The sequence below is a fragment of the Variovorax sp. GW821-FHT09A10 genome (assembly GCF_059418385.1).
In genome coordinates this window covers 302569-329229 of record NZ_JBWKPT010000005.1, presented here as the reverse complement: position 1 = coordinate 329229, position 26661 = coordinate 302569, and the positions used below count along the sequence as shown (strand labels likewise).

The window sequence follows — 26661 nt, the reverse complement described above, 5'->3', positions numbered from 1 at the left end:
CCATCGCCGGCGTCAGAACGTCACGTTCGCCGACAGCCAGATCGTGCGTCCCGCCGGCGTGGTGCCCGCCACCGACGCGCCGCCCTGGAAGTATTCGTTGACCCAGGCCGAGGTGCCCGCCAGATTGACCTGCTGGAACTTGCGGAAGTCCTTGTTGAACAGGTTGTTGATGTTGGCGTTCAGGCGCACGTTCTTCGACACCTGGTAGGAGCCGCCCAGGTGGAACAGGTGGTAGGCCTTGATGTCGCCCACCGCGCGGTAGATCGCCAGGTTGTTGCCCGTGAGCCGCGCCGGGTCGCCGGTGAAGCGCGGGCTCTTGCCGCGGTACTCGCCGCGCAGCCAGAAGCGCCACTTGGCGTCGGGGTTCCAGTCGAGCTGCGCATGCAGCAGGTGGCGCGCGGTGTCTGCCAGCTTGCCGTTCTTCACGCCGCCTTCGATCACTTCGCTGTCGGTCCAGGTGTAGCCCGCCTTCAGGCCCCAGGCCTTGGTGAGCTGCACACGGCTGCTCAGCTCCATGCCCCAGGTCTTGGCCTGGTCGACGTTGACCGAGTAGTTGGCGGTCGGGTCGACCACGCAGCTGGAGATGCGCGCCACGCTGCAGTCGCCGCCGCTGGCGATCTTGTCCTTCACCTTGTTGTGGAACAGGGTCGCCGACGCGGTCAGGCCCTTCTGGTTGTTGAACAGCGCCGACAGCTCGGTGCTGGTGCTGGTCTCGGGCTTGAGGTTCGGGTTGCCGATGTTGAGCGTGGCGCCCTGGCCGCTCACACCGCTGATGCCGTCGATCAGCTGGTTCAGGCGCGGCGCGCGAAAGCCCTTGCTGACGCCGCCCTTGAAGGTCCACTGCGGTGTGGCGTCCCAAACCAGGTAGCCGCGCGGGCTCACGTGGCCGCCGAAGGCGCTGTGGTGGTCGTAGCGTCCGCCCAGCGTGGCGGTGAGGCCGGGCGCGAGGCGCCATTCGTCTTCGGCGAACAGCGCCCACATGGTCTGGCTCTGCGAGCGCGGCAGCAGGCCGTCGACCAGCTTGGCGTCCCACCACTGGCCGCCGACGGTCAGCACGTGGGCATCGCCCACCGGCGCGACGAGCTTGCTGTCGAGCACGAGGTTGGTGGTCTTGAGTTCGCGCGCGCGGCCGCGGTCGGCTTCGTTCAGCCAGTACACGGTGCGGCGGGCCGCGGCATTGCGCGGGATGGCGCCGCCGGGAATCGTGCGGCCCACGGTCTCGGTCGTCGTGTGCATCAGGCTGCTTTCCACCGTGCCGAAGCCCAGACGCCCGGTGTGGCCGATGGCGACCTGGTCGCGGTTGAAGCGCAGCGCGTCCAGGTAGCCGGGCGGGTTGTTGCCGGTGCGGTTGGGCGCGGCGGCGTCGCGCGTGCCGAGCCGGCCGTCTTCGTTGTCGTACCAGCTGCGGCCCGATTCCACGTCGAGCCAGATGTCGTGCTGGCGGTTGGGCGTGAGCATCAGGCGCCCGCCCACGCTGTGCTGGCGGCTCTCGGCGGGCGCCGGGTTGCGCGCCGTCGCGGGCTGCGCCTGGCCGGGGGCCAGCACCCAGTCGGCGGCTTCGCGGCGGTAGATGTTGCCGCGCAGGGTCAGGCCCAGCAGGTCGGTGGCGACGGGGCCGCTCAGGTAGACGCTGGAGCGCGTCTGCGAACCCCACTCGCTGTCCTGCGGGATGCCGGTTTCCATCGTGACCTGGCCGCCCCATTCGCGCGCCACCTTGCGCGTGATGATGTTGACCACGCCGCCCATGGCGTCGGAGCCGTACAGCGTGGACATCGGGCCGCGGATGACCTCGATGCGCTCGATGGCCGCCAGCGGCGGCATGAAGCTGGTGTGCGCGGCGCCGAAGCCGTTGGGCGTCACGTCGCCGGCCACGTTCTGGCGGCGGCCGTCGATGAGGATCAGCGTGTAGTCGCTGGGCATGCCGCGGATCGAGATGTCCAGGCCCCCGGTCTTGCCGGTGGCGCCGCCCACGTCGATGCCTTCGACGTTCTGCAGCGCCTCGGCCAGGTCGCGGAACTGGCGCGTTTCCAGCTCCTGGCGCGTGATCACCGAAATGGAAGCGGGCGCGTCCTTGAGTTCCTGCTCGAAGCCGGTCGCGCTGACGACGACCTCGCGCAGTTGTTGTTCAGCGGGCGTCTGGGCGAACAGGGCGGGAGAAAAAAGGGATGCGGCGGCCAGCGCCAGCACCGACGGACGCGGCCGAAGGCCGCAACGCGAGAACAACATGCAAAAACTCCACGGAAAACGGCAGAAAAAACAGGGCCGCTCTCGGATGCGTTGTTGTTGTTGCGTACCAACTGATCAGCATCAATTGTATTGAGAATGCAAACAAATATTATTTGCATCCAGAACCACCGAAGGGACATTGCGAGAGGCCGATGGCGCTTCGTGTAGGCCCTGCTTTCGGCCGCCCCGGGCAAACCCCATGTAGCTGAAAGTTCACCTTGAATTAGGGGGGCGGATACGTCATCTGGCGAATAGCGACCCGCGAAGGGCGCCGTTAATCTGGAACAAGAAAAAAGAGAGGTCCGTCCATGCTCACCATCCTTCAGAAAGCCGTGATCCTCGGGAAGGCCGGCGTCGAGGTACCGGCCCGTCCGGTGGACGACCTGTCGACGCCGATGGCCACCGGCTCGCCGGTCAAGGCGGAAGGCGTGTCGCAGAAGGCGCACGAATGGGCACGGGCCGTCGAGACCCTGTACGTCAGCTACGTCGCGGCGCGCGCCGCGAAGAGCCTGCGCGATGCCGAAGAGGCACGGCAGTCGGTGATGCTGCGAAAGCTGTCGGCGGCGGTGCAGGCCTGAGCTTCTGCGGGCACGCGCGACACACGCCACCCGCATCGCAGACGTCGAGCACCACAGCGCGCCCGAATCTGCAGCATCACAACCGGCTGCTACCCACTGCAGCCTCCCCCTTCGAATAATGCGGCGACGGCCGGCGCGCCCCCTGCGCCAGCCGGTTTCGCTACACCTCATCCGAAGGAGACAAACCCGATGGCTCGCAAGATCCTGATGCTCTGCGGCGACTACGCCGAAGACTACGAAACCATGGTGCCGTTCCAGACCCTGCTGGCCGTCGGCCACACCGTGCACGCGGTGGCGCCCGACAAGAAGGCCGGCGACTGGGTGCACACCGCCATCCACGACTTCGAAGGCGCGCAGACCTACAGCGAGAAGCCAGGCCACCGCTTCACGCTGAACGCGACCTTCGACGAGGTGCGCCCCGAGGCCTACGACGCGCTCGTGATCCCCGGCGGCCGCGCGCCCGAGTACCTGCGCATGCACCCCCGCGTGGTCGAGATCGCGCGCCACTTCCTGGCCACCGACAAGCCCGTGGCCGCCGTCTGCCACGGCGCGCAGTTGCTCGCGGCCACGGGCCTCATCAAGGGCCGCAAGGTCTCGGCCTACCCGGCCTGCCAGGTCGAGGTGGAGCTGGCCGGCGCCGAGTACATGGGCATCCCGGTCGATCAGGCGGTGACCGACCGCAACCTCGTCACCGCACCGGCCTGGCCGGCGCATCCGGCGTGGTTGTCGCAGTTCCTGGTGGTGCTGGGCACCCGCATCGAACACTGATCGGACGAAAGTGCGTGGGCGGCGCTACAGTGCCGCGTCGCCCCGATTCACCCTGCCTCTCGAGGAGATGGCCCATGTGCGAAGTCTTCATCAGCGCCGATCCGCAAAGCTACGACGCGCGCACGCGCTCGGTGCGGCTGCACGGCGTGGTCACCAGCATCCGGCTCGAGAACCTGTTCTGGCAGGTGCTCGAAGAGATCGCGCAGCGCGACGGCATGGCCGTGGTGCAGCTCATCGAGCGGCTGTACGACGAGCTGGTGGCGGCGCGCGGCGAGGTCGGCAACTTCGCGTCGTTCCTGCGGGTGTGCGCGCTGCGCTACGAGGCGATGGTGGCGCAGGGGCGGATTCCGGCCGACACGTCGGTCGCGATCCGCTCGCTCGATGCGAACGCCGTGCTGCATGAACTGCCGCAGGGGTGGGGACGGCCGTTGCCCGCGCAGCCGTCAAGCGAGACGCGCGTGCGCACGCTCCACGCTGTCGTGCGGCGGCATGCGTAGACGCCGCCCGGCGCACGAGATCACCAGCGCATCTTCACGCCGACGCTCGCATTGACCCCGCTCTTGATGCGCGAGTCGCCGCCGGAGCCGGCCCACAGCTTGCCCAGCTCCACATACACGCTCGTGTTCTCGGCCACCTGCAGCGTGGCCCCTGCCGCCAGCTCGGTGCTGCGGCCGCCGGTGCGCGTCGCGATGTCCGTGACACCGGCCGGGCCGACAAAGCGGGTGACGTCGGTGCCGCTGCTGCTGCGGTAGAAGTTGACCCGCACATAGGGCTGCAGCAGCCCGGCGCTGGTGACGAACTCGCCCTTCACGCGCAGACCGGCGCGTGCCTGCCAGCCGTTGTGGCTCTTCTGCTGCACGAGCGCGCCGGAGATGCCCGTGTCGCCCAGGCTCACGCGCTGGTGCACCAGCTGCACCTGCGGCTCGAGGGTCCAGTTCTGCGCAATGGGAATCGACTTCCCCACCTCGATGGACGCCAGCAGGCTGTTGCCCTTGCCGCCCCGGGACAGGCCCAGCGCGGGCAAGGCGCTGTAGCGGTGACGCCCGGCCTGCAGCACGCCGTCGACGTACACGCCGCTGGGGCTGTGCGTCCAGGTGGCATAGGCGCCCAGGAACTCGCTCTTCTGGTTGTTGCTGCCCACCCCGAGGTTCGCCAGGCCGCTGGCAAAGCCGTTCACGCGCATGTCGCCGTCGAGCTGGCCGACGTACACGCCCGCGCGCCAGTCGGGGGTGGCCCACAGGTCGGTGCCGGCCTGGAAGCCCGTGAGGCGCCCCTTGCTCGTGGGGCTCACTGTGCCGCCCTGCCCGATGGTGCGGTCGGTGCTGATGATGCGGCCCCACGCCTCGCGGTAGCCCTGCGCGGGCTTGGCCGGGTTCGCGCCCGCGACGAGGTCCTCGCCCATGCGCAGGCGCCTGTTGCCGAGCATCGCGAAGCTGGCCTGGCGCAGCTGCTCGGGCAGCGCGGCGTAGAGCGGCACTTCGGCGCGGTAGGTGGGCACGACGAGCACGGGCACGCCGCCTGCGCCGCCGGTGCTGGTGCCGCCACCGCTGGCAGGCGGCGTGCCGGGCGTCACCGGCGTGACGGGGGTGACTGGCGTGGCGGTCGAGCGCAGGTACCAGTTCTCGCCCGCGCCGGTGGCGTCGGCCGCATGCAGCCGGTACTCGTAGGCGCCCGCATCGACGTGCGTGCCGGCCAGCACGAACGCGCTCTTGGTGGTCTGCGCGGTGGTGGTCGCGCCGTTCAGGGCGCTGATCACCTCGATGCCGTTGCCGGTGGTGAGCGCGCCCAGGCCGCCGAGGTTGGTGATCTGCACATTCGTCGTGCCGCTGGCGACGGCGGTGGCGCCGCTCAGGATGAGCCGGTCGCTCGCGCTGGCGCTGCCGCCCAGCGCGGTCCCCAGCCGCAGCGTGCCGCCGTTGCCCACCCAGGGGCCGGTGACGGTGAGCGTGGTGCCGGGCACCGCACCCACCAGCGACACCGTGCCGCTGTGGGCCATCGACGCGAGGGTCTGGCTGTTGCCGGCCAGGTCGAGCGTCGCGCCGGTGGCCACGGTGAAGGGGCTCACGCTGCTGAGCACGTTGGCGGCGCCGGCGCGCAGGGTGCCCGCTGCGACGTTGGTGGCGCCCGAGTGGGTGTCGGCACCGCTCAGCGTCAGCACGCCCGCGCCGGTCTTCACGAGGTCGCTGGCGCCGGAGATCGCACCCGTCCACGCCAGGTTGTTCCCGTTGGTGTCGATGGTGCCCGTGCCGCCCAGCAGCAGGGCGTTGCTGACGCTGAGGCCGCTGGCGCCCGCGATGACGCTCGCGGTCGCGCCCGCGCCGATCGAGATCGCACCCGTCATCGACGAACCCGTGTTCAGCCGGAGGCTGTTGGTGCCGCCCGTGAACGCGACCGCCGCGGCGCGCGTGATGCCGTCGCCGCCCAGGCCGCCCGTGATGGTTCCGCCGTTGGTCAGCGCAAGGTTGGCGCCCGTCACCCCGACGCCGCCCACCCCGTTGGCACCGCCCGGGCCGCCGTTGCTGTTGGCCCCGCCGACGCCGCCTGCACCGCCGGCGATGGTGCCGGTGTTGGTGACGGTTGCGCCCGCGCCGGTCGATGCGAGGCCCGCCCCGCCATCGCCGCCGCTGCCTGGTGAGCCGGTCCCGCCCGCTCCGCCGCCGGCCGCACCGCCCGCGCCCCCGGCGCCGCCCGTGATCGCGCCGGAGTTGCTGACGGTGACGGCAACACCCGTCAGCGTCGCGCCGATGCCCCCTGCACCGCCGCCGCCGCCCGAGGCGTTGGCACGGGAGCCCGGCAATTCGGCCCCCCCCGCGCCACCCACCCCGCCCGTGAGGGGGCCGCTGTTGGTGAAGCTGAGCCCCGGGTTGGTCGCGTTCAGGTAGAAGCCGCCGCCCCCGCTGCCGCCGCCGCCGCCCTGCGAGAAGGCGTCGCCGCCCTTGCCACCGGCGCCGCCCGTGGAAGACCCCGTGGCCGTGTAGCTGCCGAGCGGGCCGCTCAGGATCGAACCGTAGCCGCCCGCGCCGCCGCCGCCCGCGGCCCAGTACCCGTTGCCGCCCGCGCCACCGATGCCGCCGGTGTAGCTGTCGGGCGAGTTGGCCACGTTGTTGCCGATCGACATCCCCTGGAAGCCGCCGCCGCCCCCACCGCCATAGCCGTTGCCGTTGCCCGGGTCGCCGGTCTGCGCCTGGCCCGCGCCGCCGGCGTCGCCCTGGAACGCACCGGGGCCGGTGGGCGTGCTGGCGGCGCCGGCCGCACCGCCGGTGCCCGGCGTGGCACCGCCGAAGCTGCCGATGTTGGCGTTGGCCCCCGCCGTGACGCCGCCCGGCGTGGACGATCCGCCCGCGCCGCCGAAGGCATTGACCGTGGTGTCGTTGAGCCCGCCGCTGCCGCCCGTGCCGTCGCTGCCGCCCGTGCCCGCGTTCAGCGACGTGTCACCGACCGGCTGGCCGCCCGCGCCGCTGGCCGCGAGCACCGGCACGACGCAGACCCACAGCGCAGCCGTTGCCGCCGCTGCCGCCACCGCGCGCACGCCGCCCCCGCTGCACGATCGCGCGCGGCCGCGCGCGATTTCCGGCGCGGCCACCCAGGTGCCGACGGCGGGACTCCACAGGGTTCGGAAGATCTTGTTCATGACTTCAACTCCCTTTTCGCCACGGGGCGACGATTTCGGATTTGCAAGTCAAAAATGTAAGAACGGGTGCCAGTTACGTGTATCCCTGCAAGGGGGTACCGTGAAGCGAGAGCGATCTGCCGAAGGCGGGGCCGCGTCGCCTCTGTCAGGGCGTGCGGTAGACGGTCTACCCAGGCGCGTATCCGTACGTAACATGTGACTTTCGGACAGCACAAATCATTCAGCCGACGCCCCCCAAAAAAAGAAACGGCACCCTCGCGGGTGCCTTGTTCATTGCGGATGCGCCCTGGGCGCGCGCTGTCAGTCCAGCGACACGTTCGCCTTGCGGATCACGTCGGTGAAGCGCTTCGTTTCCGTCGCCACGAACTGGTCGAACTGCGGGCGCGTGGTCGGGAACGGCTCGTAGCCGAAGCTCTTGAACTTTTCCAGCACGTCGGGTTCGGCCAGGCCCTTCTCGATGTCGCGCTTGATCTTGTCGGTGACCGAAGCCGGCAGGCCCTTCGGCACGGCGATGGCGTTCCAGCCGATGACCTCGAAGCCCTTCGGGCCGCCCGATTCGCCCACGGTCGGCACGTCGGGGAAGGCGGCGTTGCGCTGGGGCGCGGCCACGGCCAGGAAGCGCAGCTTGTTGGCGCGCTGCAGCGGGCCGGCGGTGGCGCTGCTGCCCAGCGCAAAGGCCAGCTCGCCGGTGGCGACCGAGGTGTACAGCTGCGTGGTCTCCTTGTAGATCACGTGCTCCATCTGCGTGCCGGTGGCCGACTCGAACAGCTCCGAGCCCAGGTGCACCGGGTTGCCGACCGACCACGAGCCGTAGTCCAGCTTGCCGGGGTTGGCCTTGGCGTCGGCGATGAGGTCGCCCACGGTCTTGTACTTGCTGTTCGTGGCCACGGTGAAGAAGAAGTAGGTCTTGAACAGCGGCAGCAGCGCGTCGAAGTCCTTCGATGCGTCGTAGGGCAGCTTCTTGAACAGCGCGGGGTACGCGGCCAGGTGCACGTTGTCCAGCACGATGATGTCGTGGCCGTCCTTGGCGCCGCGCTTGAAGGCGTCGATCGCGATGAAGCCGTTGCCGCCCGGGCGGTTCTCGACCACCACCGGCTGGCCCCAGGCGCGCGAGAGCTTGTCGGCCACGAGGCGGGCCACGCCGTCCGGACCACCGCCGACCGGGAACGGCGTGATGATGCGCACGGGCTTGGTCGGGAAGGCTGCGGGCTGCTGCTGTGCCGAAGCGGTCAGCGGCAGCAGGCCGCCGGCAGTCAACGCCAGCACGGCTGCAGTGAGGGCGCGGCGCGAAAGCGACGAACGGAAGAAGGACATGAGGGAAGTCTCCGGTTTGATGAATCGTTGATGGGTGGGAAGCGGTGCGCCGCCGCTCAGTCGACCGACGCGCCCGAGGCCTTGACGATGCCGGCCCACAGCGCGCTTTCCTTCGCGATGAGCGCGGCGTAGTCGGCCGGCCCGCCGAGCAGCGGCACGGCGCCTTCCACGTCCAGGCGCGACTGGAACTCGGCGCCGCCCGCCACCTGCAGCATCTGCGCCGACAGCGTCTTCACGAACGCATCGGGCGTGCCGCGCGGCGCGAGGATGCCGTAGGTGAGCGTGCTCTCGAAGCCCGCGAGTTCGCGCAGGCCCGACTCGGCCACGGTGGGCACGTCCGGCAGCGACGGCAGGCGCTTGGCACCGGTGACGGCAATGGCGCGCAGCCGTCCGCCCTTGACCAGCGCGAGCGCGGGCGGGATGACGCTGAACATCATCTGCACCTGGCCGCCCGCGAGGTCGGTGAGCGCGGGGTTGGTGCCCTTGTAGGGGATGTGATTGACCTTGGTGCCGGTGCGCTGCGCGAAGAGTTCGCCCGTGAGGTGGCCACCCGTGCCGCTGCCGCTCGAGGCGTAGTCGAGCAGGCCCGGGCGCACCTTGGCCTCCTTGACGAGGTCAGCCACGCTGCGCACCTTCGAGGCCGCGGGCACCACGAGCACGAGCGCCGACGACGCGAACATGGCCACGGGCACAAGGTCCTTGCGCGCGTCGAACTTCAGGCCCTTGTACAGCGCCGGGTTGATCGACACGGTGCCCGTGTGGCCCAGCAGCAGCGTGCTGCCGTCGGGCGTGCTGCGCACCACCTGCTCGGTGCCGAGGTTGCCGCCCGCGCCGGGCTTGTTGTCGACGATGACGCCGGACTTTCGCAGCTCGCCCAGGCCCTTGGCCATCTGGCGTGCGAACACGTCGTTGCCGCCGCCGGCCGCGAAGGGCACGACGATGCGGATCGGCTTGCCATCGGCCTGCTGCGCGTGCGCAGGCAAACCTGCTGCCGCCAGCAAACCCAGCAGCAACTCGCGTCGGGCGAGACCCATCAGACGCGTTCCAGGATCACGGCAATGCCCTGCCCCACGCCGATGCACATCGTGCACAGCGCGTAGCGGCCGCCGCCCTTGTGCAGCTGGTTCACCGCGGTGGTGGCCAGACGTGCGCCGCTGGCGCCGAGCGGGTGGCCCAGTGCGATGGCGCCGCCGTTGATGTTCACGCGCGCGTCGTCGTCCTTCAGGCCCAGCAGGCGCAGCACGGCGAGGCCTTGTGCGGCGAAGGCTTCGTTGAGTTCGATGACGTCGATCTGGTCGAGCGTGAGGCCGGTGAGCGCCAGCACCTTCTGCGTGGCGGGCGCCGGGCCGATGCCCATGATGCGCGGCGCGACGCCGGCCGTGGCCATGCCGACCACGCGGGCGCGCGGCGTGAGGCCGTGCTTGGCGGCGCTGGCTTCGTCGGCCAGCAGCAGCGCGCAGGCGCCGTCGTTCACGCCGCTGGCATTGCCGGCGGTGACGGTGCCGTCGGGGCGCACGATGGGCTTGAGCTTGGCCAGCGCCTCCAGCGTGGTGTCACGCGGATGCTCGTCCTTGTTGACGATGAGGGCGTCGCCCTTTTTCTGCGGCACGCTCACGGGCACGATCTCGGCGTCGAAGAAGCCGGACTTCTGCGACGCGACGGCGCGCAGCTGCGAGTTGAGCGCCATCAGGTCTTGCGCCTCGCGCTCGATCTTGTAGTCGGTGGCCACGTTCTCGGCCGTCTCGGGCATGGAGTCGACGCCGTACTGCGCCTTCATGAGCTTGTTGACGAAGCGCCAGCCGATGGTGGTGTCGTACACCGCGTTGTTGCGGCTGAAGGCGCTCTCGGCCTTGGGCATGACGAAGGGCGCGCGGCTCATGCTCTCCACGCCGCCGGCGATCATCAGGCCCGCTTCACCGGCGCGGATGGCGCGCGCGGCGGTGCCCAGTGCATCGAGGCCCGAACCGCACAGGCGGTTGATGGTGCCGCCGCCCACTTCGATCGGCAGGCCCGCGAGCAGCGCCGACATGCGTGCCACGTTGCGGTTGTCTTCGCCGGCCTGGTTGGCGCAACCGTAGAGCACGTCGCTCACGGCCTGCCAGTCGACGTTCTTGTTGCGCTCGATCAGTGCACGCAGGGGCACGGCGCCGAGGTCGTCGGTGCGCACGCTGCTGAGCGAACCGCCGTAGCGGCCGAAGGGGGTGCGGACGGCGTCGCAGATGAAGGCTTGATTGGTCATGTGAGTTGTCTCTTGAATGGGTGGAACGGATCAGGCAGCGATCGGCAGGCCGACCAGCTTCTCGAGTTCTTCGCGGCTCAGGCCCTCGACGGTGTCGACGAGCTTCAGGCCCTGCGGCGTGCATTCGAGCGTGGCGAGGTCGGAGTACACGCGCTTGACGCAGCCGATGCCGGTGAGCGGATAGGTGCACGCTTGCACCAGCTTGCTCGCGCCCTGCTTGGTGAGCAAATCCATCATGACCCACGTCTGCTTGGCGCCGATGGCCAGGTCCATCGCACCACCGACCGCGGGAATGGCGTCTTTCTCGCCCGTGTGCCAGTTGGCGAGGTCGCCGGTGGCCGACACCTGGAACGCGCCGAGCACGCAGATGTCGAGGTGGCCGCCGCGCATCATCGCGAAGCTGTCCGAGTGGTGGAAGAACGAGCCGCCCGGCAGCAGCGTGACGGGTTGCTTGCCGGCGTTGATGAGGTCGTAGTCTTCTTCGCCGGCCTCGGGCGCGGGGCCCATGCCGAGGATGCCGTTCTCGCTCTGCAGGATGACCTCGCGGCCCTGCGGCAGGTGGTTGGCCACCAGCGTGGGCTGGCCGATGCCGAGGTTGACGACGGCGCCGTCGAAGATGTCTTGTGCCACTCGCGCGGCGAGCTGGTCCTTGGTGCGACGGGTATAGCTCATGGTCATGCTGCCTTCTTGAAGCCGCCGGCCTGCGTGGCCACGCGTTCGATGCGCACCACCTGGTGCACGAAGATGCCCGGAGTCACGATGGTCTCGGGGTCGAGGGTGCCGAGCTCGGCGATGTCGTGCACGGTGGCGATGGTCTTCTTCGACGCCATGGCCATCACGGGGCCGAAATTGCGCGCGGCCTTGCGGTAGACCAGGTTGCCCCAGCGGTCGCCGCGCTCGGCCTTGATGAGCGCCACGTCGCCGTGGATGGGGTACTCGAGCACGTACTGCTTGCCGTCGATCTCGCGCGTTTCGCGGTCGCCTGCGAGCTGCGTGCCGTAGCCAGTCGGACAGAAGAAGGCGCCGATGCCGGCACCCGCAGCGCGGATGCGCTCGGCAAGGTTGCCCTGGGGCACGAGTTCGAGCTCGAGCTTGCCGCTGCGGTACAGACCGTCGAACACCTGGCTGTCGGCCTGGCGCGGAAAGCTGCAGATGATCTTGCGCACGCGGCCGGCCTTGAGCAGCGCCGCGAGGCCCGTCTCTCCGTTGCCTGCGTTGTTGTTGACGACCGTGAGGTCCTTGGCGCCCTGCTCGACGAGGCCGTCGATGAGTTCGCCTGGAATGCCGGCGGTGCCGAAACCGCCGATGAGCACCGTGGCGCCGTCTTGGATGCCTGCCAGGGCATCGGCGACCGAGCGCGCGATCTTGTTGATCATGAAGCTTGTCTCCGGGAGTGAAGAAAGAAACCGAACGGTCCGAACACCCTGCCGAATTCACGAATCCTCGCGAACCGCAATTTGTTCGTCTAAAGAACTTTTGTTCGTATAATGAATTTTAGAGAGGATCGCTCGCCATGGCAACCCACCCCGTTTCTGCTACGTCCACCACCGACACGCCCGCCCCCGGCGACAGCTACGTGCAGTCTTTTGCGCGCGGCCTGCAGGTGATCCGCTCGTTCAGCGCGAGTGCACCGCACCAGACCCTGAGCGAGGTGGCCGCCGGCAGCGGCCTCACGCGTGCGGGGGCGCGGCGCATTCTTCTGACGCTGCAGACGCTGGGCTATGTGGTGACCGACGGCAAGCTCTTCACGCTCACGCCGCGCATCCTCGACCTGGGCTTTGCCTACCTGTCGTCGATGCCGATCTGGAACCGCGCCGAGCCCGTGATGGAGGCGCTGGTGCAGCAGGTGCAGGAGTCGTGCTCGGCCGCCGTGCTCGACGCGACCGACATCGTCTATGTGCTGCGCGTGCCGACGCAGAAGATCATGCGCATCAGCCTCGGCGTGGGCTCGCGGCTGCCGGCGTACTGCACCTCGCTGGGCCGCCTGCTGCTGGCCGACCTGAGCGACGACGAGGTGCGCGCGCGGCTGGAGGCCTCGAACCTCGAGGCGCTGACCAAGCACACCGTGACCGACATCGACGCGCTCATGGCCAAGGTGGCCCAGGCGCGCAAGCAGCAGTGGTGCCTGGTGAACCAGGAACTGGAAGAAGGCCTGATCTCCGTGGCCGCGCCCATCGTGAACCGGCAGGGCCGCATGGTGGCCGCACTGAACATCAGCGGGCAGGCGAACCGCACGAGCGCGAAGGTGATGCAGGAGACGATGCTGCCGGCGCTGATCGATGCGGCACGGCAGGTGTCGGCGCTGCTGTAGGCCATCCACGCACGGTCGCCGATCCCTTCAGGAACACCGCGGAACCGGCTTCGCCGGGCCGCTGGTGTTGCCCCCGGCAGGGGGTTGGAGAAGCGACACGAAGTGCGCGAAGCCTGGGGGCGAGCTCAGGTTTCGGAGTGGATGCCCTTCATGATGATCACGCCGCCCAGGCGCGTGGTGTCTGCGCGCATGCGCTTGGCCAGCGCGTCGGGCGAACCGGGCTGCGCCTGCCAGCCGGTCTTCAGCAGGGCCTCGCTCACTTCGGGCGAACTGATCACCTCGACCAGCGCGGCATTGAGCTTGGCCACCGCTGCCGGCTTCATGCTGGCGGGCGCGGCGAGCGCGGTCCAGATCTCGAGGTCGGCGCCGCGCACGTCGGCGTCGCGGATCGTCGGCAGCTCGTTGACCAGCGGGCTGCGCTCGGGCGAGGTCACGCCGATGGCCTTGAGCTTGCCCGACTTCACATGCGGCATCGCCAGGCCCGGCGGCAGCAGCGCCAGCTGGATCTCGCCGGCGAGGATGCCGGCGATCACCTGCGGGTTGCCCGTGTAGGGCTTGTGCTGCGCGGTGATGGCGGCGCGGCTCTTGAGCAGTTCCATGCCCAGGTGGCCCACCGTGCCCACGCCCGGCGTGCCGTACTTGCCGGCGCCGCCCAGGTTGCGCACCCACAGCAGCAGGTCGGCCGCGGTCTTGCCCGTGGCGTTGCCCGACACCACCAGCACCAGCGGCGCGGTGCCGATCAGGCCGATGGGCGCAAAGTCTTTCTCGGGGTCGAAAGCCAGCGACGGGTTCAGCAGCTTGGCGATCGTGAGGTTGCCGTTGATCAGCGCGCCGATCGTGTGGTCGTCCGTGGCCTTGGCCACTTCGCCGGCCACGAGGTTGCCGCTGGCGCCGGGCTTGTTCTCCACCGTCACCGGCTGGCGCAGGAGCTTCGAGAGCGGCTCGGCGATGGCGCGCGCCGCCAGGTCGGGCGAGGCACCGGCCGGAAAGCCCACGAGGATGCGCACGGGCTTGGTTGGCCAGACGGCATCGCCGCCTGCTGCGCGCTGGGCCCACGAGGCCGGCGTGAACAGCGAGGTGGCAATGGCTGCAGCGCCGCCTTCGAGCAGGCGGCGTTTGGTGATCTTCAAAACGGACTCCGGAGGGTTGGAAAAATCAGGGGCTGGACGCAAATTTTGCTTACGTGAAGCTACATGATGATGCTGCATTGCACAAGTTCGGCACAACTGTGAATAGGGCCGTTCGACGGCTCCGTCAGCTTGGTATCCAGAGGTGACGGGCGCATTTACAATGCCTGCCGCATTCCCCTTCCCCACCAACGAGGTCTTGTCCGCAATGCCCAAGAGCCCCCGGCCTCGCGCCCGCTTCAGCTTCTCCCCCACCGTGCGCGCCCTGCTCCTGGCCGCCGCGGCCTGCGGCACTGCGCTTCCCGCGCTGGCCGCAACCGAGCACGAGGACGTCGACCGCCTGATGCAGGCCGGCAAGCTCGACGAGGCCATGACCAAGGCCGAGGCCTTCCTCAAGGACAAGCCGCGCGATCCGCAGATGCGTTTCCTGAAGGGCGTGATCCAGCTCGACACCGGCAAGCGCGCCGAGGCCATCGCCGCCTTCACCCAGCTCACGCAAGACGCGCCCGAGCTGCCCGAGCCGTTCAACAACCTCGCCGTCATCTACGCGAGCCAGAACCAGTTCGACAAGGCCCGCAACGCCCTCGAAAGCGCCATTCGCACCAACCCCAGCTACGCCACCGCCCAGGAAAACCTCGGCGACGTGTACGCGCGGCTGGCCAGCCAGGCCTACAGCAAGGCGCTGCAGCTCGACCAGAACAACACCGCGGTGCAGCCCAAGCTGGCCGTGATCCGCACGCTCTTCACCGCCCCGCCGACGGCCGGCTCGAAGGGCTCGACCCTCGTGGCCTCGGCCACGACGACGCCTGCACCGGCGCCGGCTGCAAAGCCCGCCCCGGCGCCTGCGCCTGCTCCGGTCGCCAAGGCACCCGCTCCGGCTCCCGTGCCCGCACCTGCACCCGTCGCCAAGGCACCTCCTGCGCCCGCGCCTGCACCTGCCGCCGCGCCTGTCGCACCGCCCGTCAAGGTGGCCGCAGCGCCCGCACCGGTTGCCAAGACGCCTGAACCGGCCCCGGCACCGGCACCCGCCGCTGCGTCGGCGTCCACCGCCGAGATCGAATCCGTCGTGCGCGGCTGGGCCTCGGCCTGGGCCAGCCAGGACATGGACCGCTACCTCGCCGCCTACGGCAGCGACTTCGTGCCCGCCGGCGGACAGAACCGCAAGGCCTGGGAAGAAGACCGCCGCGCCCGCATCGTCGGCAAGTCCAGCATCAGCGTGAACCTCGAGAACCTCGCGATCAAGGTCGACGGACAGACCGCCACCGCCAAGTTCCGCCAGGTCTACCGCGCCGACAACCTCAACATCGCGAGCCGCAAGACGCTCGAACTGCAACGCTCTGGCAACCAGTGGCACATTCGCAAGGAAAGCGTCGGCGGCTAGTGGCAGACATCGTCCGGCGCGGCCGGCTTCAGACCCTCCCGTTCCCGCTGAGGAGCGGGAAATTGCTCGCGGCCTTGATGGCCGCCTCCGCGCTCGCGCTGGCCACGCCCGGCGCCGCGTTCGCAGCCAACAACCACAGCAGCGCCAGCAAGACGGCCAACGCCAAGAACGGCGGCACGAAGGCCGCCAAGGCGAGTGGCAGCCGTGCCGCTGCCAAGGAAGCCAAGGGCAGCAGCAGCAAAGCCGGCAGCGGCGCCAGCAAGACGCAGCTGCAAGCCAAGAGCAAGCGCGCCGCCGTCGCGGACAACGCGGGCGCCACGCGCCCGGCCCGCAAGACCGCAAGAACAGCCGCGCCGATCCAGGAAGCCAGCGGCGCCGAGGCCCGCCTGATCGGCGTCTACGAACTGTTCGGCCGCGGCAAGACCCGCGAGGCGCTGGCCAAGGCCCAGACCCTCGTGCGCGACCACCCGAACTTCCAGCTCGCGCAGCTCGTGTACGGCGACCTGCTCGCGGCGCAGGTGCCGCCCTCGAACGCCATGCCCGACACCGCCGGCATCGCGCGCCTGCGCGGCAACCCGGCCATGGTCGAGCTGCACGAGGAATCGCGCCGCCGCCTGCAGGCCCTGCGCGAACGCCCGCCCGCCGGCACCGTGCCCTCGCAGTTCCTCACCCTCTCGACCCGCAGCCGCTTCGCCATTGCCGTCGATGCCTCGCGCTCGCGGCTGTACCTGTTCGAGAACGCCGACAAGGGCATGAAGCTCGTCGCCGACTACTACATCTCGGTCGGCAAGTCGGGCACCGACAAGGCTGTCGAGGGCGACGCGCGCACCCCGCTGGGCGTGTACTACATCACCAGCAGCCTCGACCCGCGCTCGCTCAAAGACTTCTACGGCGCCGGCGCCCTGCCCATCAACTACCCCAACCCGTACGACGTGCGGCGCGGCAAGACCGGCAGCGGCATCTGGCTGCACGGCACCCCGCCCCAGCAGTTTGCGCGGGCACCGCTGGCCAGCGACGGCTGCGTCGTCATGGCCAACCCCGACCTCAAGCAGCTGCTGCGCAAGGTGCAGATCGGCGCCACGCCGGTCGTCACCGCACGCAGCCTGCAATGGATTTCGCAGCCGCAGGCCGAAAAAGAAGAAAAGAAATTCGCCGATTCAATTACCGCCTGGAAAGACGCACGAGCCAGCGGCAATGAAGCGCAATTGAAAAAGTTCTATTTGCCGGATTTCCAGCGCGCCAGCCGGAAGCCCGTCGACGCCAATTCGGTGCTCCGCGACGAATTGACCTACGCACAAGGTAAACGAGTGCAAATCAAGGACGTGTCGTACCTCCACTGGCGCGACACCGAGGACACCATGGTCGCCACCTTCGGCGAGGTGTTCGAGGGCGAGAAAAACGGCCGCACCCGCCGCCAGTACTGGCTGCGCCAGGCGGGCGAGTGGAAGCTCTTCCACGAAGAAATCCTGGGCTGAGCCCACGTCACCGAAGGGGTCTCCACCCCAAAAGTGTGACTTATTGCCCAAACGAAGCCGCCTTGTCGGGTGTTACAAATTGCACCCCTAGGTACCGCGCTACGTAACACGTAACGGGCATGTTCCCGTAACGCTCAACTTCCGGACGTTCCCACGCCCGTAACGCGTTCCCCTCGTCCATGCCAGTGTGCATGCGGTTTACAGAGGGAAACGAACATCTCCAGACTGTGAATAAGTGACCTTTTCTGCCCCGTTGTGGGGGCCGAACGGGGCTGGCCGCCTTCCTGCTTTACCCCTCCGAGTAGCACATCCGGGACTCGATCCCATGTGTTTCTTCCCTTGATACACGGAGTTACGCTGTATAACATCCACCGTGCCAGCCTTTGTTAACACTTCCTTTCAGGAGATCACCATGCTTAGTTCTATTACTCGTTTTCTGCGCGATGAAGAGGGTGCTACTGCAATTGAATATGGAATTATTGCGGGGCTGATGGCCGTTATTTTGGTGGCCGCATTCAGTTCAGGCTCTGGTCTTGGCAAAGCGCTGACGGACATATTTGCCAAGATTGGAACCAAGCTCTCTACCGCCAATACCGCTCTCGGAACTTGAACGTCGCTTTTCTCCTGTGGCTGATTCTTGTTGCCGTCTGTGACTTTCGAATGCGCCGTGTTCCCAACTGGCTCGTGCTCGCAGGCGCCGCCCTTGCACTCACGGCCTTGGTGTTGGGAGTGGGGCCCCTTGGACACGATTGGCGCGCGGCACTTCTCGGCGCAGGGGCAGGGTTTGGTTTTCTCTTGCTGTTCTATGCCACCCGTCTCATGGGAGCTGGCGACGTGAAGTTCGCCGGCGCCCTGGGACTGTGGGTCGGCCTGTCGGCTCTGGTGCCGATCTGGGTCTGCGCCAGCCTGATGGCCGGCGTCCACAGCATCCTCTGGCTCGCTCTTAAGCGCTGGCCTTTTTTCCCGTGGCTTGCCGTTTTTCTTGCCGGCCCGTCGCGCACACCCGAGTTCGGCGCCTCGACACGTCGGCCTCGCATCATTCCCTATGCGGCCTATCTCGCGTTGGCCACTGCGGCGTGGATGGTTTGGGGGCGACAGAGTTAGCAGCCAACTCTGCTTCGTCTCGCAGGCCCTTCAGTTCTCTCCCTTGATCGCTTGCCCCTCCTTTCAGATCGCCGCCCATGATCAACCTCCCCAAAATCATCGCCGCCATCCTTGTGCTTCTGGCCTTCGCGCTCGGAGGCTATGCATGGGTTCTCAGCCGCAAGGCACCGCCGCCTCCACCGCCAGCAGCCGCAAGCTCCGGCGCAGCGACTACCAAGATTTCACAGGCGCAGACCTTCCCCGTGGTCGTCGCTACCAAGCCGCTACCGGCCGGCCAGGTGATCCCCGCCGACGCCCTGCGCGTGGAACAACTGACGATCAATCCGACGGGGGCTTTCAAAGAAACCGCACCTCTCGCCGGCCGCGTCCCGGTGATTGACCTCGGCGAAGGCTCGCCTCTTCTTGAAGGCCAGTTGGTTTCCGGTCTGGCCTTGCGCGTCGCTGAAGGCGAGCGCGCAGTGGCGATCAAGGCCGACGAGGTCATGGGCGTGGGCAACAAAGTTCAGCCTGGCGACTTCGTCGACGTGTTTCTGATGCTGAAGTCCGACAGCAAGGACATCGACCGCAGCCAGGCACGCCTGCTGCTGTCGCGCAAGCGTGTGCTGGCTTTCGGCAGTGCGTCCATCGACGGGCTCCCCTCCCAAACCGACAAGAACGGCAACCCTCAGGCGCAGCAACAACGCGCAGAAGCCGCGCGCACGGCCGTGCTCGCGGTGCCGGTGGACGACATCAATCGCCTGACACTCGCGGAAAACAGTGGCCGCCTGCTGCTGGCGCTGCGGAACCCAACCGACATGTCGGAGCCCGATCCAAAGCTGTTTGCCGAATTGCCCACGGCCTTGCAACCAGCACCACCAAAGCGCGGCGAAGCGCCGCGCGCGCCGCTCGAAGGCCTGGACCGTGCGAAGGCCGGCCTGACGGCCGCCGATTTCGTGACCGGAGGCAAACCCGGTGCCCTTCGCCCCCCCACAGCCGCGGTGCGCTCCCCTTCAGCAACCGACACCAGCACCAGCCGCGGCGGGCTCCAGGTCGAAGTTATCCGCGGCGATCGCAGCGAAACCATCCGCTATTGATCAGCGTCACGCCCATGCATGCCCCGCACGAAAAATACACCATGACGCACCCTCCTCGCGCGAAACCCAACGCCCCGGTTCATGCCCTGCATCCGACCCTCGCGGCGCTGTGCTTGCTGACATCAAGCATCTGGCCCGCTGCATCCTCGGTAGCCAATGCGCAAGCCGTCGCTCCGGGCGCACCAATCCAATTCCGCCTCGATGCCGGCACGCAAAAGGAACTCCTGATCCCGAAAGGCATCGAGCGCATGGCCATTGCCGACGAAACAGTGGCTGGGGTGGCACTCACCCGCCAAACGCCGAACTCACCAGCCGCACGCCTGCTCGTGACCGGCAAGGCCGCGGGCCGGACCACGCTGATGCTCTGGGAAAAAGGCCAATCGACCGCCACGGTGTACGCGCTCGAAGTGCGTCGCCGCGCCTCGATGCTCACCGGTTCGCTCGACAGCATGACCGCGCACCAGGAGGCACGAGACACTGCACTGGCCGCTGGCGGTGAGAAATCCCCGCTGGTTGATCGTTCCGTCGTCAACGTGCGCAGCAACACCGTGCAGGTCGAAGTCAAGGTGGTCGAGTTCAATCGCAGCGTGCTCAAGCAGGCGGGCCTCAACATCTTCAGCACGCGCGCCAATTCCAACGGGTTCAGCTTTGGCTCGTTCACGCCGGCATCACTGAAGTCCGCGACGTTCGCGTCGGATGGAAGCATCAGCGGCGAATACGGCAATCCCCTTGCACAAGCCTTCAGCCTGCTGTTCAACTTCGGCAAGGCCGGCATTGGACTGAACGTCGGCTTCCTCGAGGGCAACGGCATGGCGCGCGTGCTCGCCGAACCCACGCTGGTGGCGCTGTCGGGCCAGAGCGCGAGCTTCCTGGCCGGGGGCGAACTGCCGGTGCCCGCCCCGCAGGGCCTAGGCACGACAAGCATCGAATACAAGCCCTTCGGCATCGGCCTCACGGTCACGCCCACGGTGCTGTCGAACGAGCGCATCGTGCTCAAGGTGGCCCCCGAGGCCAGCGACCTCGACTACACCAACTCCCTCAGCATCGGCGGCGTTGCAGTGCCCGCCATTTCCACGCGTCGCGCCGACACCACTGTCGAACTCGGCGACGGCGAGAGCTTCATCATCGGTGGTCTCGTGAGCCGCACGACCACCTCGAACGCGGACAAGGTGCCGCTGCTCGGCGACATCCCGGTGCTCGGTACCTTCTTCAAACAGAACAGGTACCAGATGAGCGAGAAGGAACTGGTCATTCTCGTCACACCACACTTGGTGAAGCCGATCGCGCGCAACACGGATCTCACCCCGTACCTGCCCGGCGGGGCCGAGCAGCGCGATGGCCCGGTGTGGCGCGCTCACCTCTTGGGACCGGCCTCTGGCACCACGGTTCCGGGCTTCTCCCGTTGATGGAAACCAGCCATTCGCGACCTGTGGCCGACGTCATGAACGCCCCCCGCGATAATCTTCCCGACACCGGAGCGGAGACCTATCTCTTCGCCTCGCCCAACGGCGGCCACATCACGTGGCTGACCGACGCCCTTGCCAGGCTGGGCGCGGTGGTGATGCTGTCACCCGATGTCAAGTCGCTCGATGAGCGCATCGCTCTGCTCAGCCCGGCGGCCATCTTTCTCGACTTCTCCGGTGACCACGCCGAGGCCGCAAGCGAACTGCACCAACGCCTCAAGCGCGACTGGCCAGCGTTGCCTGTGCTGGCAACGGGCGTCTCGGCCGAGCCGTCGTCGATGCTGGCCGCACTGCGTGCCGGTGTGGACGACTTCATCGACATGGCGGCACCGCAGACCGACGCGGCCAACACACTGCGCAAGCTGCTCGACCGCCGGAGCAGCCTGTCGATCGGCACGCGCGGAAACACCATCGCGCTGCTGGGCGCTCGACCGGGCATCGGCGTGACCACGCTCGCGGCCAGCTTGTCGATCGTGCTCCAAGACCAACTGGCACAGCCGGCGCAAGCAGCAGCAAAGGCACCGGGTCGCAGCACACGACACGGCGTGGCCCTGCTCGACCTGGGCCTGCCTGCGCGCGATGGCCTGCTCTACCTCGACACTCAAAGCGGCTTCAGCTTCGTCGATGGCGTGCGCAACCTGCGCCGCCTCGACCAGACACTGCTGCAGACCGCTCTCGCGCATCACGCCAGCGGCATCGCCGTGTTGCCTCTTCCGGCAAGCCTCGCGCAGGTGCGCGAAATCTCACACGCCGACTCGGTCGCCCTGATCAAGCGGCTGGGTGACTTCTTCGATTTCCAGATTGCCGACCTCGGTGGCTTCTCGACCATCGACTTCGTGGCGCAGACCGTGAAGGAGGCGCAGCGCGCCTGGGTCGTGTGTGACCAAAGCATCGGCGCGATCGTGTCGACCGCAACCATGCTCAAGGAATTGCGCACGCGCGGCATCGAGACCGATCAGCTGTCGCTTGTCGTCAGCAAGTTCGACAACAACGTGGGGCTCTCGGCCAAGGACATCGCCGAACGACTCGAACTGCCGCTTCGCCACGTGTTGCCGGCGCGCAGTACCCAATTGCTCGGCGCCGCAAGTCGCGGCGAGATGTTGGTTCGCATTGCGCGCAACGACCCCTATTCGCAGGCTGTGACTGGCCTCGCACGCAGCCTGCACCAAGAATGCACGACAGGCTCAGCACCGACACCGGCCGAGGCCACGCGCTGGACTTCGACGCTGATGTCGAAGATCACCGGCTTCCGGAAGAGCTCTACCCAAGGTTGAACAGCCCATGTCCACCGATATCGAATTCGCCGACGACGACCAGGCGTTCATCAACTCCCAGCAGTTCCAGGACATCAAGAGCTGGACGCACGACCACCTGCTGAGCCGCATCGAAGAGCTGGGCGCGGAGTTCGGCCGCTGGTCGCGCGCCTCGATCCAGCAGTTCGTCGAGCTGGAGGTCGACAGCTTCGTGCGCCTGCGCCGCGTGCCCATCAACGACCGCGAGATGCAGCTCATCGCCGATGCGCTGACCAAGGAGCTGGCTGGCTTCGGCCCACTCGAAGACCTGCTCAATGATCCAGCCGTCGAAGACATCCTGATCAACGGCTACCAGAACGTGTATGTGTCGCGGCACGGCATGCTGGAGCGCGAGACGCTGCGTTTTGCCGATTCCGAGCATGTGATGCGGATCGTGCGCCGCATCCTTGCGCCACTGGGCCGTCGGCTCGACGAGGCCAACCCGATGGTCGATGCACGGTTGCCCGATGGCGGCCGCATCAACGTGATCATCGAACCGCTGGCGATTGACGGACTCTCCGTTTCGATCCGCAAGTTCCGCAAGGAGCCACTCACGCCAGCCGATCTGGTGAAGCTTGGCACTTTCGATGCCGGCATGGCCCAGTTGCTCGAGATCGCGGTACGCGCACGCTGCAACGTGCTCGTGAGCGGCGGCACCAGCTCGGGCAAGACATCTCTGCTCAACGCGCTGGCGAGCTTCATCCCCTCGCGCGAGCGCGTGATCACTATCGAAGACACGGCCGAACTCTCGCTCAGCACCAGCCACGTGGTGCGACTCGAAAGCCGCCCCGGCGGCTTCGACGGCACTGGTGTGGTGTCAATTCGCGACCTGCTGCGCAACAGCCTACGCATGCGACCTGACCGGATCATCGTGGGCGAAGTGCGCGGCGCCGAAGTCATCGAGATGCTGCAGGCCATGAACACCGGGCACGAAGGTTCGATGGGAACCATCCACGCCAGCTCGCCACGCGAATGCCTCTATCGCCTGGAGATGCTGGCCGGCTTCGCAGGCTACCAAGGCAGCGAAGTGAGCCTGCGGCGCCAGATCGCCAGCGCGATTGACTTCATCGTGCAGATCGGACGGATGTCGAACGGCCAGCGCCGCATCATTTCGCTGAGCGAAGTGACGGGCGTGAACGACAACGTGGTGGCGATGCAGGAGCTGTATCGCTACGAGCCGGTGGTCGGGCCCGACGGCGAGGAGAAGGATCGCTGGGTATCACTGGGCATCGCGCCGCACTCCCCGAAGATCACGCGGTTCCGCCAGTCGCTCTCGCGCGCGCTTCAGGGAGAGCCCCGTGCGTGAGGTCGTCCTGCTCGGCGTTGCAGTGATCGCACTGCTGCTGGCGGCGTGCGGGCTGTTCCTGTGGCAATGGGCAAAAAAGCGACAGACGCAACACGCCGTGGGGCGGCATCTAGACCAACAGATCCGGGCAGGCACTGGCGCGTCAGCAGCAACGGCCTTCTCCGCGATGCCACCCGCGCGGGCGGCCGAGCCGATGGGCGGAGGCGTCTCCGGACTGACCAACGACCCGTGGCTCGAAACCGAGGCCGCGGCCGCGGCGGCCGCTCGGCCTAAACGCTGGCTTGACCGCACGATGCCCGGATGGCTGGTGGGCGTGATCGAAGCTCGGGTGCTCGTTCTCGGCTTGGTCGCCGTTGTCGCGCTGTCGCTGGTCGCCGGCTTGTTCGGTGGCTGGCTCGCCGGGTTCGCCGCGCTTCTGCTGCTCGCGCTGGCCGGCGCTTTCGGCGTCTGGCTTCGACTGCAAGGGATGCGTCGGAAGCTGGTGAGCCAATTGCCTGGATACATCGACGCCATGGTTCGCCTGATCACCATCGGCAATTCGACGCAGGCGGCCTTCCAGCTTGCCATCGGCAGCACGCAGGAGCCGCTGCGGGGCCATCTGGAACGCTCGGCCGCCTTGGTGCGTGCAGGCGTGGACCTGGACAAGGCGCTGCACCAGACCGCTACCAACGTGCGCGTCGAGGAGATGTTTCTTCTGGCCTCGATCCTCGGGCTGGGCGTGCGCTACGGCGGGCGCGCCGACCTGTTGCTCGAACGGGTGAGCAACTTCATGCGCGACCGCGAACAGGCTGAGCATGAGCTGGTGGCGATGTCGTCGGAAACACGGCTATCGGCCTGGGTTCTGGGCCTGCTGCCTGTGGGCGTAGGCGCCTTCATGATCATGAACAACCCAAGCTACTTTCTCGGGATGTGGAACGACGGGTCCGGCCGGATGCTCGTCCTCACGGGCGTTGGGCTTCAAGCGCTGGGTGGCCTGCTGCTATACCGGCTTGCGAGGATCGCATGATGCTGACACCCAGTGTATTGACAGCCATCAGCCTGGGGCTGCTGGCGCTCGGGCTGCTTGTGGCGGCCGGTACGTTGATTGCGTCGGAGCTGCGTCGTGCGCGCAGCGGACACGCGATCGGCAAGGCGATTCACCAAGGCACGGTGTCATCGGCCATAGGCACCACCGAAGTCGACGCGGAGTTCGGGGGGCAGTACAAGCCCGACGTCGAACTGCCATTCCATTGGCTGGATTCACGCCTCGGACGTGCGTTCGTTGCTGACGAGGACCGCAACCTGATCGACCAATGCGGACTGCCCTCTCAACGTGCCCAGTTGATCTTTCTCGTCACGCGCGTGCTGCTGGCGATCTTGCTGCCCTTGTTGGCCCTTACCCTCTGGAGCGGAGGGAGCAAACCAAGCACCTTCATCATCGTGCTTGCCGCCCTCTTCGTGATCGGCTTCATGGGGCCGAAATGGGTGCTGGGCCGAATTGCCGCCCGTCGGCGAACACAGGTCGCCAGAGAACTGCCGCTTTTCGTGGATCTTTTGAAGTTGCTGCAAGGCGTAGGCATGAGCCTGGACCAGGGTTTGCAGGTTATGGCGAGCGATTTCTCGCACGTGCTACGCGTCCTGGGGTACGAGTTGACGTTGGCCAATCGGCAATACGCCCAAGGCCGGACCCGCGAACACTCGCTGCATCGCCTTGCCACGCTACACAAGAACGAAAACCTGAGCAGCCTGGTTGCACTGCTGGTGCAGGTCGACCGCCACGGCGGTGCAGTCCAGGAGCCGCTGCGCGCTTTCAGCGATCGCCTTCGCGAACATCGTCGCTCTGAATTGAAAGAGCGTATCGGCAAGATCACCGTGAAGATGACCGGCGTCATGGTCATCACACTGCTGCCTGCGTTGCTGATCGTGACAGCGGGCCCCGGCTTCATTGCCATCTTCCGTGCCTTGGGGAGCGTCGGCTAATGAGCGCATTCTTCAACCCATCTGTACGCATCATCTGGGCATCCATGGCCACGGGGTTGGTTCTGGTCGTCTCCGGATGCGCCACAAGCAAAGACCACTACGCTGCGGGCGAAGACGCACAACAGCGGCAGGCCTTCGAGGCCGCCAGCGAAACAAAAACCGGCGCTAGCATCGACACCCAGGCGACCTACCTCAAGGTTGTTGGCCAGATGCAGCAGCAGGGCCTGTGGTTCGCGTCGTTGGCACACATCGACGCGTTGGAGCAGCGCTGGGGCATCACACCCGACTCCACCCGCGTGCGCGCCGACGCGCTGCGCCAGACCGATCAGGCCGAACCCGCTGAAGCCGCTTACAAGCGCTTGCTGACCACGCCGCAGGAGGCCGCAGGCTACAGGGGTCTGGGCCTGCTGGCTGGCGCACGCGGCCACTATGCAGAGGCGGTGCAACTGTTCAAGCAGGCGCAGCGCCGCACACCGACCGATGCCTTGCTGCTCAGCGATCTGGGTTATGCGAGCCTGCGCGCCGGCCAGCTTGAGGAAGCAAGACTGCCCCTGATGCAAGCCCTGCAGCTGCAGCCCGACAGCAAGCAGGCGCAAGCCAATGTGGCGCTTTATCTTGAGGCGACGCATCAGAAGGAGCAAGCCACAGCCCTGATGGATGCGAACCGCATGCCTGAAGCCACGCGCGCAGCCGTGCGCACAGCTGCGTTGCAGATGCGGGCTGCAGGGAGTTCGGCAGCACAGCCTGCATCGACGACCACCACGACACCTGCGTCTGCCATCGCATCGACTGAGGCGTCCACGACGTTGCGCAGCGATGCCGCATCCGTTCCGCTCGCACTCAAGCCCACTCGCTGGGCTGGAATGGGCGGCGTGCGCACCGCCAGCCAGTTGAACCCGCCGGTCTCGACCGCAGACTCACCTCTTTTGCCCAACCCGACTTCACGAGGTACACCATGAATAACAACGAGTCTGCCAATCGAACGTCCACGCTGTCCGCCTGCGCGCTGGCAGTGGCATTTCTCTTCATGACGGCGGCGGCCTCTGCGCAGACCGCCAACGCAGGCGTTGGTCAAAGCGGCGCCATTCCCAGCCACGCATCCACGGTGACCGGAGTCGCTTCCGCTGGGCCGATCTCCCCCCCACAGCCGGCGCTGGACGCGGCGGCCGAGGAGGGACAAGAGGCCCTCAATCTCCCACACGAGGTCGGCGATGCGACATTGAGCCTGCTCGCCTGGCAGCGCAGCGGCGACATTGCATCCAAAACGACTCGCCCTATCGCAGGCGACGTTGCACAGCGAAGCTATGAGCGCTACCTGAAGAGCTTCGAGTACCCGATTCCGGAACACATGAGCTCAACGGTTAAGACGACCACTGGCGGCGGGAAGTAAGAGGCCGTTTCTCGCGCGCCACTG

Annotated in this window: 24 protein-coding genes; 16 read left to right on the top strand and 8 right to left on the bottom strand. The window is 67.4% G+C overall.

Annotated elements, in window-relative coordinates; all coding sequences use genetic code 11:
- Positions 1-12 precede the first annotated feature (12 nt).
- On the bottom strand, positions 13-2226 hold the full coding sequence (locus AC07Q9_RS21165; RefSeq protein ID WP_495311711.1) for a TonB-dependent receptor domain-containing protein: 2214 nt from the start codon (positions 2224-2226) through the stop codon (positions 13-15).
- A gap of 308 nt (positions 2227-2534) precedes the next feature.
- Between AC07Q9_RS21165 and AC07Q9_RS21160 the strand changes: the two genes are divergently transcribed.
- From AC07Q9_RS21160 to AC07Q9_RS21150, 3 genes are all read left to right on the top strand, one after another.
- A complete protein-coding gene (locus tag AC07Q9_RS21160) occupies positions 2535-2804 on the top strand; it encodes a hypothetical protein (RefSeq protein ID WP_492680238.1) in 270 nt (89 codons plus the stop codon).
- A 189-nt stretch (positions 2805-2993) separates the two neighbouring features.
- Positions 2994-3572 (top strand): DJ-1/PfpI family protein, encoded by a 579-nt coding sequence (locus tag AC07Q9_RS21155; protein WP_099792797.1) that lies wholly within the window; start codon positions 2994-2996, stop codon positions 3570-3572.
- A gap of 74 nt (positions 3573-3646) precedes the next feature.
- Complete coding sequence (locus AC07Q9_RS21150) at positions 3647-4069, top strand: ribbon-helix-helix domain-containing protein (RefSeq protein ID WP_495311710.1); 423 nt, start codon at positions 3647-3649, stop codon at positions 4067-4069.
- Positions 4070-4089: 20 nt separating this feature from the next.
- Here AC07Q9_RS21150 and AC07Q9_RS21145 read toward each other — a convergent pair whose 3' ends face one another.
- The 6 genes from AC07Q9_RS21145 to AC07Q9_RS21120 all read right to left on the bottom strand — a co-directional run bounded on the left by AC07Q9_RS21145 (position 4090) and on the right by AC07Q9_RS21120 (position 12132).
- Entirely contained in the window at positions 4090-7203 is a 3114-nt protein-coding gene (locus tag AC07Q9_RS21145; RefSeq protein WP_495311709.1) for an autotransporter domain-containing protein, read from the bottom strand.
- A gap of 300 nt (positions 7204-7503) precedes the next feature.
- The gene (locus tag AC07Q9_RS21140; RefSeq protein WP_495302261.1) at positions 7504-8517 is read right to left on the bottom strand and encodes a Bug family tripartite tricarboxylate transporter substrate binding protein; all 1014 of its coding nucleotides are present in this window, start codon (positions 8515-8517) and stop codon (positions 7504-7506) included.
- A gap of 56 nt (positions 8518-8573) precedes the next feature.
- The gene (locus AC07Q9_RS21135) at positions 8574-9551 is read right to left on the bottom strand and encodes a Bug family tripartite tricarboxylate transporter substrate binding protein (protein ID WP_495311708.1); all 978 of its coding nucleotides are present in this window, start codon (positions 9549-9551) and stop codon (positions 8574-8576) included.
- Positions 9551-10756 (bottom strand): 3-oxoadipyl-CoA thiolase, encoded by a 1206-nt coding sequence (pcaF, locus tag AC07Q9_RS21130; protein WP_070062661.1) that lies wholly within the window; start codon positions 10754-10756, stop codon positions 9551-9553. The genes AC07Q9_RS21135 and pcaF overlap by 1 nt, the downstream gene beginning before the upstream one ends.
- Before the next feature lie 30 nt (positions 10757-10786).
- Complete coding sequence (locus AC07Q9_RS21125) at positions 10787-11434, bottom strand: 3-oxoacid CoA-transferase subunit B (protein WP_495311707.1); 648 nt, start codon at positions 11432-11434, stop codon at positions 10787-10789.
- Entirely contained in the window at positions 11431-12132 is a 702-nt protein-coding gene (locus tag AC07Q9_RS21120; protein WP_354357795.1) for a 3-oxoacid CoA-transferase subunit A, read from the bottom strand. The genes AC07Q9_RS21125 and AC07Q9_RS21120 overlap by 4 nt, the downstream gene beginning before the upstream one ends.
- Before the next feature lie 137 nt (positions 12133-12269).
- Between AC07Q9_RS21120 and AC07Q9_RS21115 the strand changes: the two genes are divergently transcribed.
- Positions 12270-13067, top strand: coding sequence for an IclR family transcriptional regulator domain-containing protein (locus tag AC07Q9_RS21115; protein WP_095948085.1), 798 nt, complete (start codon positions 12270-12272; stop codon positions 13065-13067).
- Between the two features lie 125 nt (positions 13068-13192).
- Here the strand turns inward: AC07Q9_RS21115 and AC07Q9_RS21110 are convergent, their stop codons facing one another.
- Entirely contained in the window at positions 13193-14197 is a 1005-nt protein-coding gene (locus tag AC07Q9_RS21110) for a Bug family tripartite tricarboxylate transporter substrate binding protein (protein WP_495311706.1), read from the bottom strand.
- 205 nt (positions 14198-14402) lie between these two features.
- On the opposite strand from AC07Q9_RS21110, the gene AC07Q9_RS21105 reads away from it, so the two are divergent.
- The 12 genes from AC07Q9_RS21105 (at position 14403) to AC07Q9_RS21050 (ending at position 26637) form a co-directional block, all read left to right on the top strand.
- Positions 14403-15575: a nuclear transport factor 2 family protein gene (locus AC07Q9_RS21105; RefSeq protein WP_495311705.1), complete on the top strand. Its 1173-nt coding sequence runs from the start codon at positions 14403-14405 to the stop codon at positions 15573-15575.
- Entirely contained in the window at positions 15542-17050 is a 1509-nt protein-coding gene (locus AC07Q9_RS21100; protein WP_495311704.1) for a L,D-transpeptidase family protein, read from the top strand. Before AC07Q9_RS21105 ends, AC07Q9_RS21100 begins: the two co-directional genes overlap by 34 nt.
- A gap of 412 nt (positions 17051-17462) precedes the next feature.
- Positions 17463-17660, top strand: a complete 198-nt coding sequence (locus AC07Q9_RS21095; protein WP_495311749.1) for a Flp family type IVb pilin — start codon at positions 17463-17465, stop codon at positions 17658-17660.
- Complete coding sequence (locus tag AC07Q9_RS21090; RefSeq protein ID WP_495311703.1) at positions 17657-18154, top strand: A24 family peptidase; 498 nt, start codon at positions 17657-17659, stop codon at positions 18152-18154. Before AC07Q9_RS21095 ends, AC07Q9_RS21090 begins: the two co-directional genes overlap by 4 nt.
- A gap of 77 nt (positions 18155-18231) precedes the next feature.
- Positions 18232-19227 carry a Flp pilus assembly protein CpaB gene (gene cpaB / locus AC07Q9_RS21085; RefSeq protein WP_495311702.1) on the top strand — a complete coding sequence of 332 codons (996 nt, stop codon included), beginning with the start codon at positions 18232-18234 and terminating at the stop codon, positions 19225-19227.
- 41 nt (positions 19228-19268) lie between these two features.
- Positions 19269-20633 (top strand): type II and III secretion system protein family protein, encoded by a 1365-nt coding sequence (locus tag AC07Q9_RS21080; RefSeq protein WP_495311701.1) that lies wholly within the window; start codon positions 19269-19271, stop codon positions 20631-20633.
- Between the two features lie 35 nt (positions 20634-20668).
- A complete protein-coding gene (locus AC07Q9_RS21075) occupies positions 20669-21964 on the top strand; it encodes a CpaE/TadZ family protein (RefSeq protein ID WP_495311700.1) in 1296 nt (431 codons plus the stop codon).
- A gap of 7 nt (positions 21965-21971) precedes the next feature.
- Complete coding sequence (locus AC07Q9_RS21070; protein ID WP_495311699.1) at positions 21972-23288, top strand: TadA family conjugal transfer-associated ATPase; 1317 nt, start codon at positions 21972-21974, stop codon at positions 23286-23288.
- A complete protein-coding gene (locus tag AC07Q9_RS21065; RefSeq protein ID WP_495311698.1) occupies positions 23281-24294 on the top strand; it encodes a type II secretion system F family protein in 1014 nt (337 codons plus the stop codon). Before AC07Q9_RS21070 ends, AC07Q9_RS21065 begins: the two co-directional genes overlap by 8 nt.
- The gene (locus AC07Q9_RS21060; protein ID WP_495311697.1) at positions 24291-25247 is read left to right on the top strand and encodes a type II secretion system F family protein; all 957 of its coding nucleotides are present in this window, start codon (positions 24291-24293) and stop codon (positions 25245-25247) included. Before AC07Q9_RS21065 ends, AC07Q9_RS21060 begins: the two co-directional genes overlap by 4 nt.
- The gene (locus tag AC07Q9_RS21055) at positions 25247-26206 is read left to right on the top strand and encodes a tetratricopeptide repeat protein (RefSeq protein ID WP_495311696.1); all 960 of its coding nucleotides are present in this window, start codon (positions 25247-25249) and stop codon (positions 26204-26206) included. The genes AC07Q9_RS21060 and AC07Q9_RS21055 overlap by 1 nt, the downstream gene beginning before the upstream one ends.
- A complete protein-coding gene (locus tag AC07Q9_RS21050; protein ID WP_495311695.1) occupies positions 26203-26637 on the top strand; it encodes a DUF3613 domain-containing protein in 435 nt (144 codons plus the stop codon). Before AC07Q9_RS21055 ends, AC07Q9_RS21050 begins: the two co-directional genes overlap by 4 nt.
- The last annotated feature ends 24 nt before the right edge of the window (positions 26638-26661 follow it).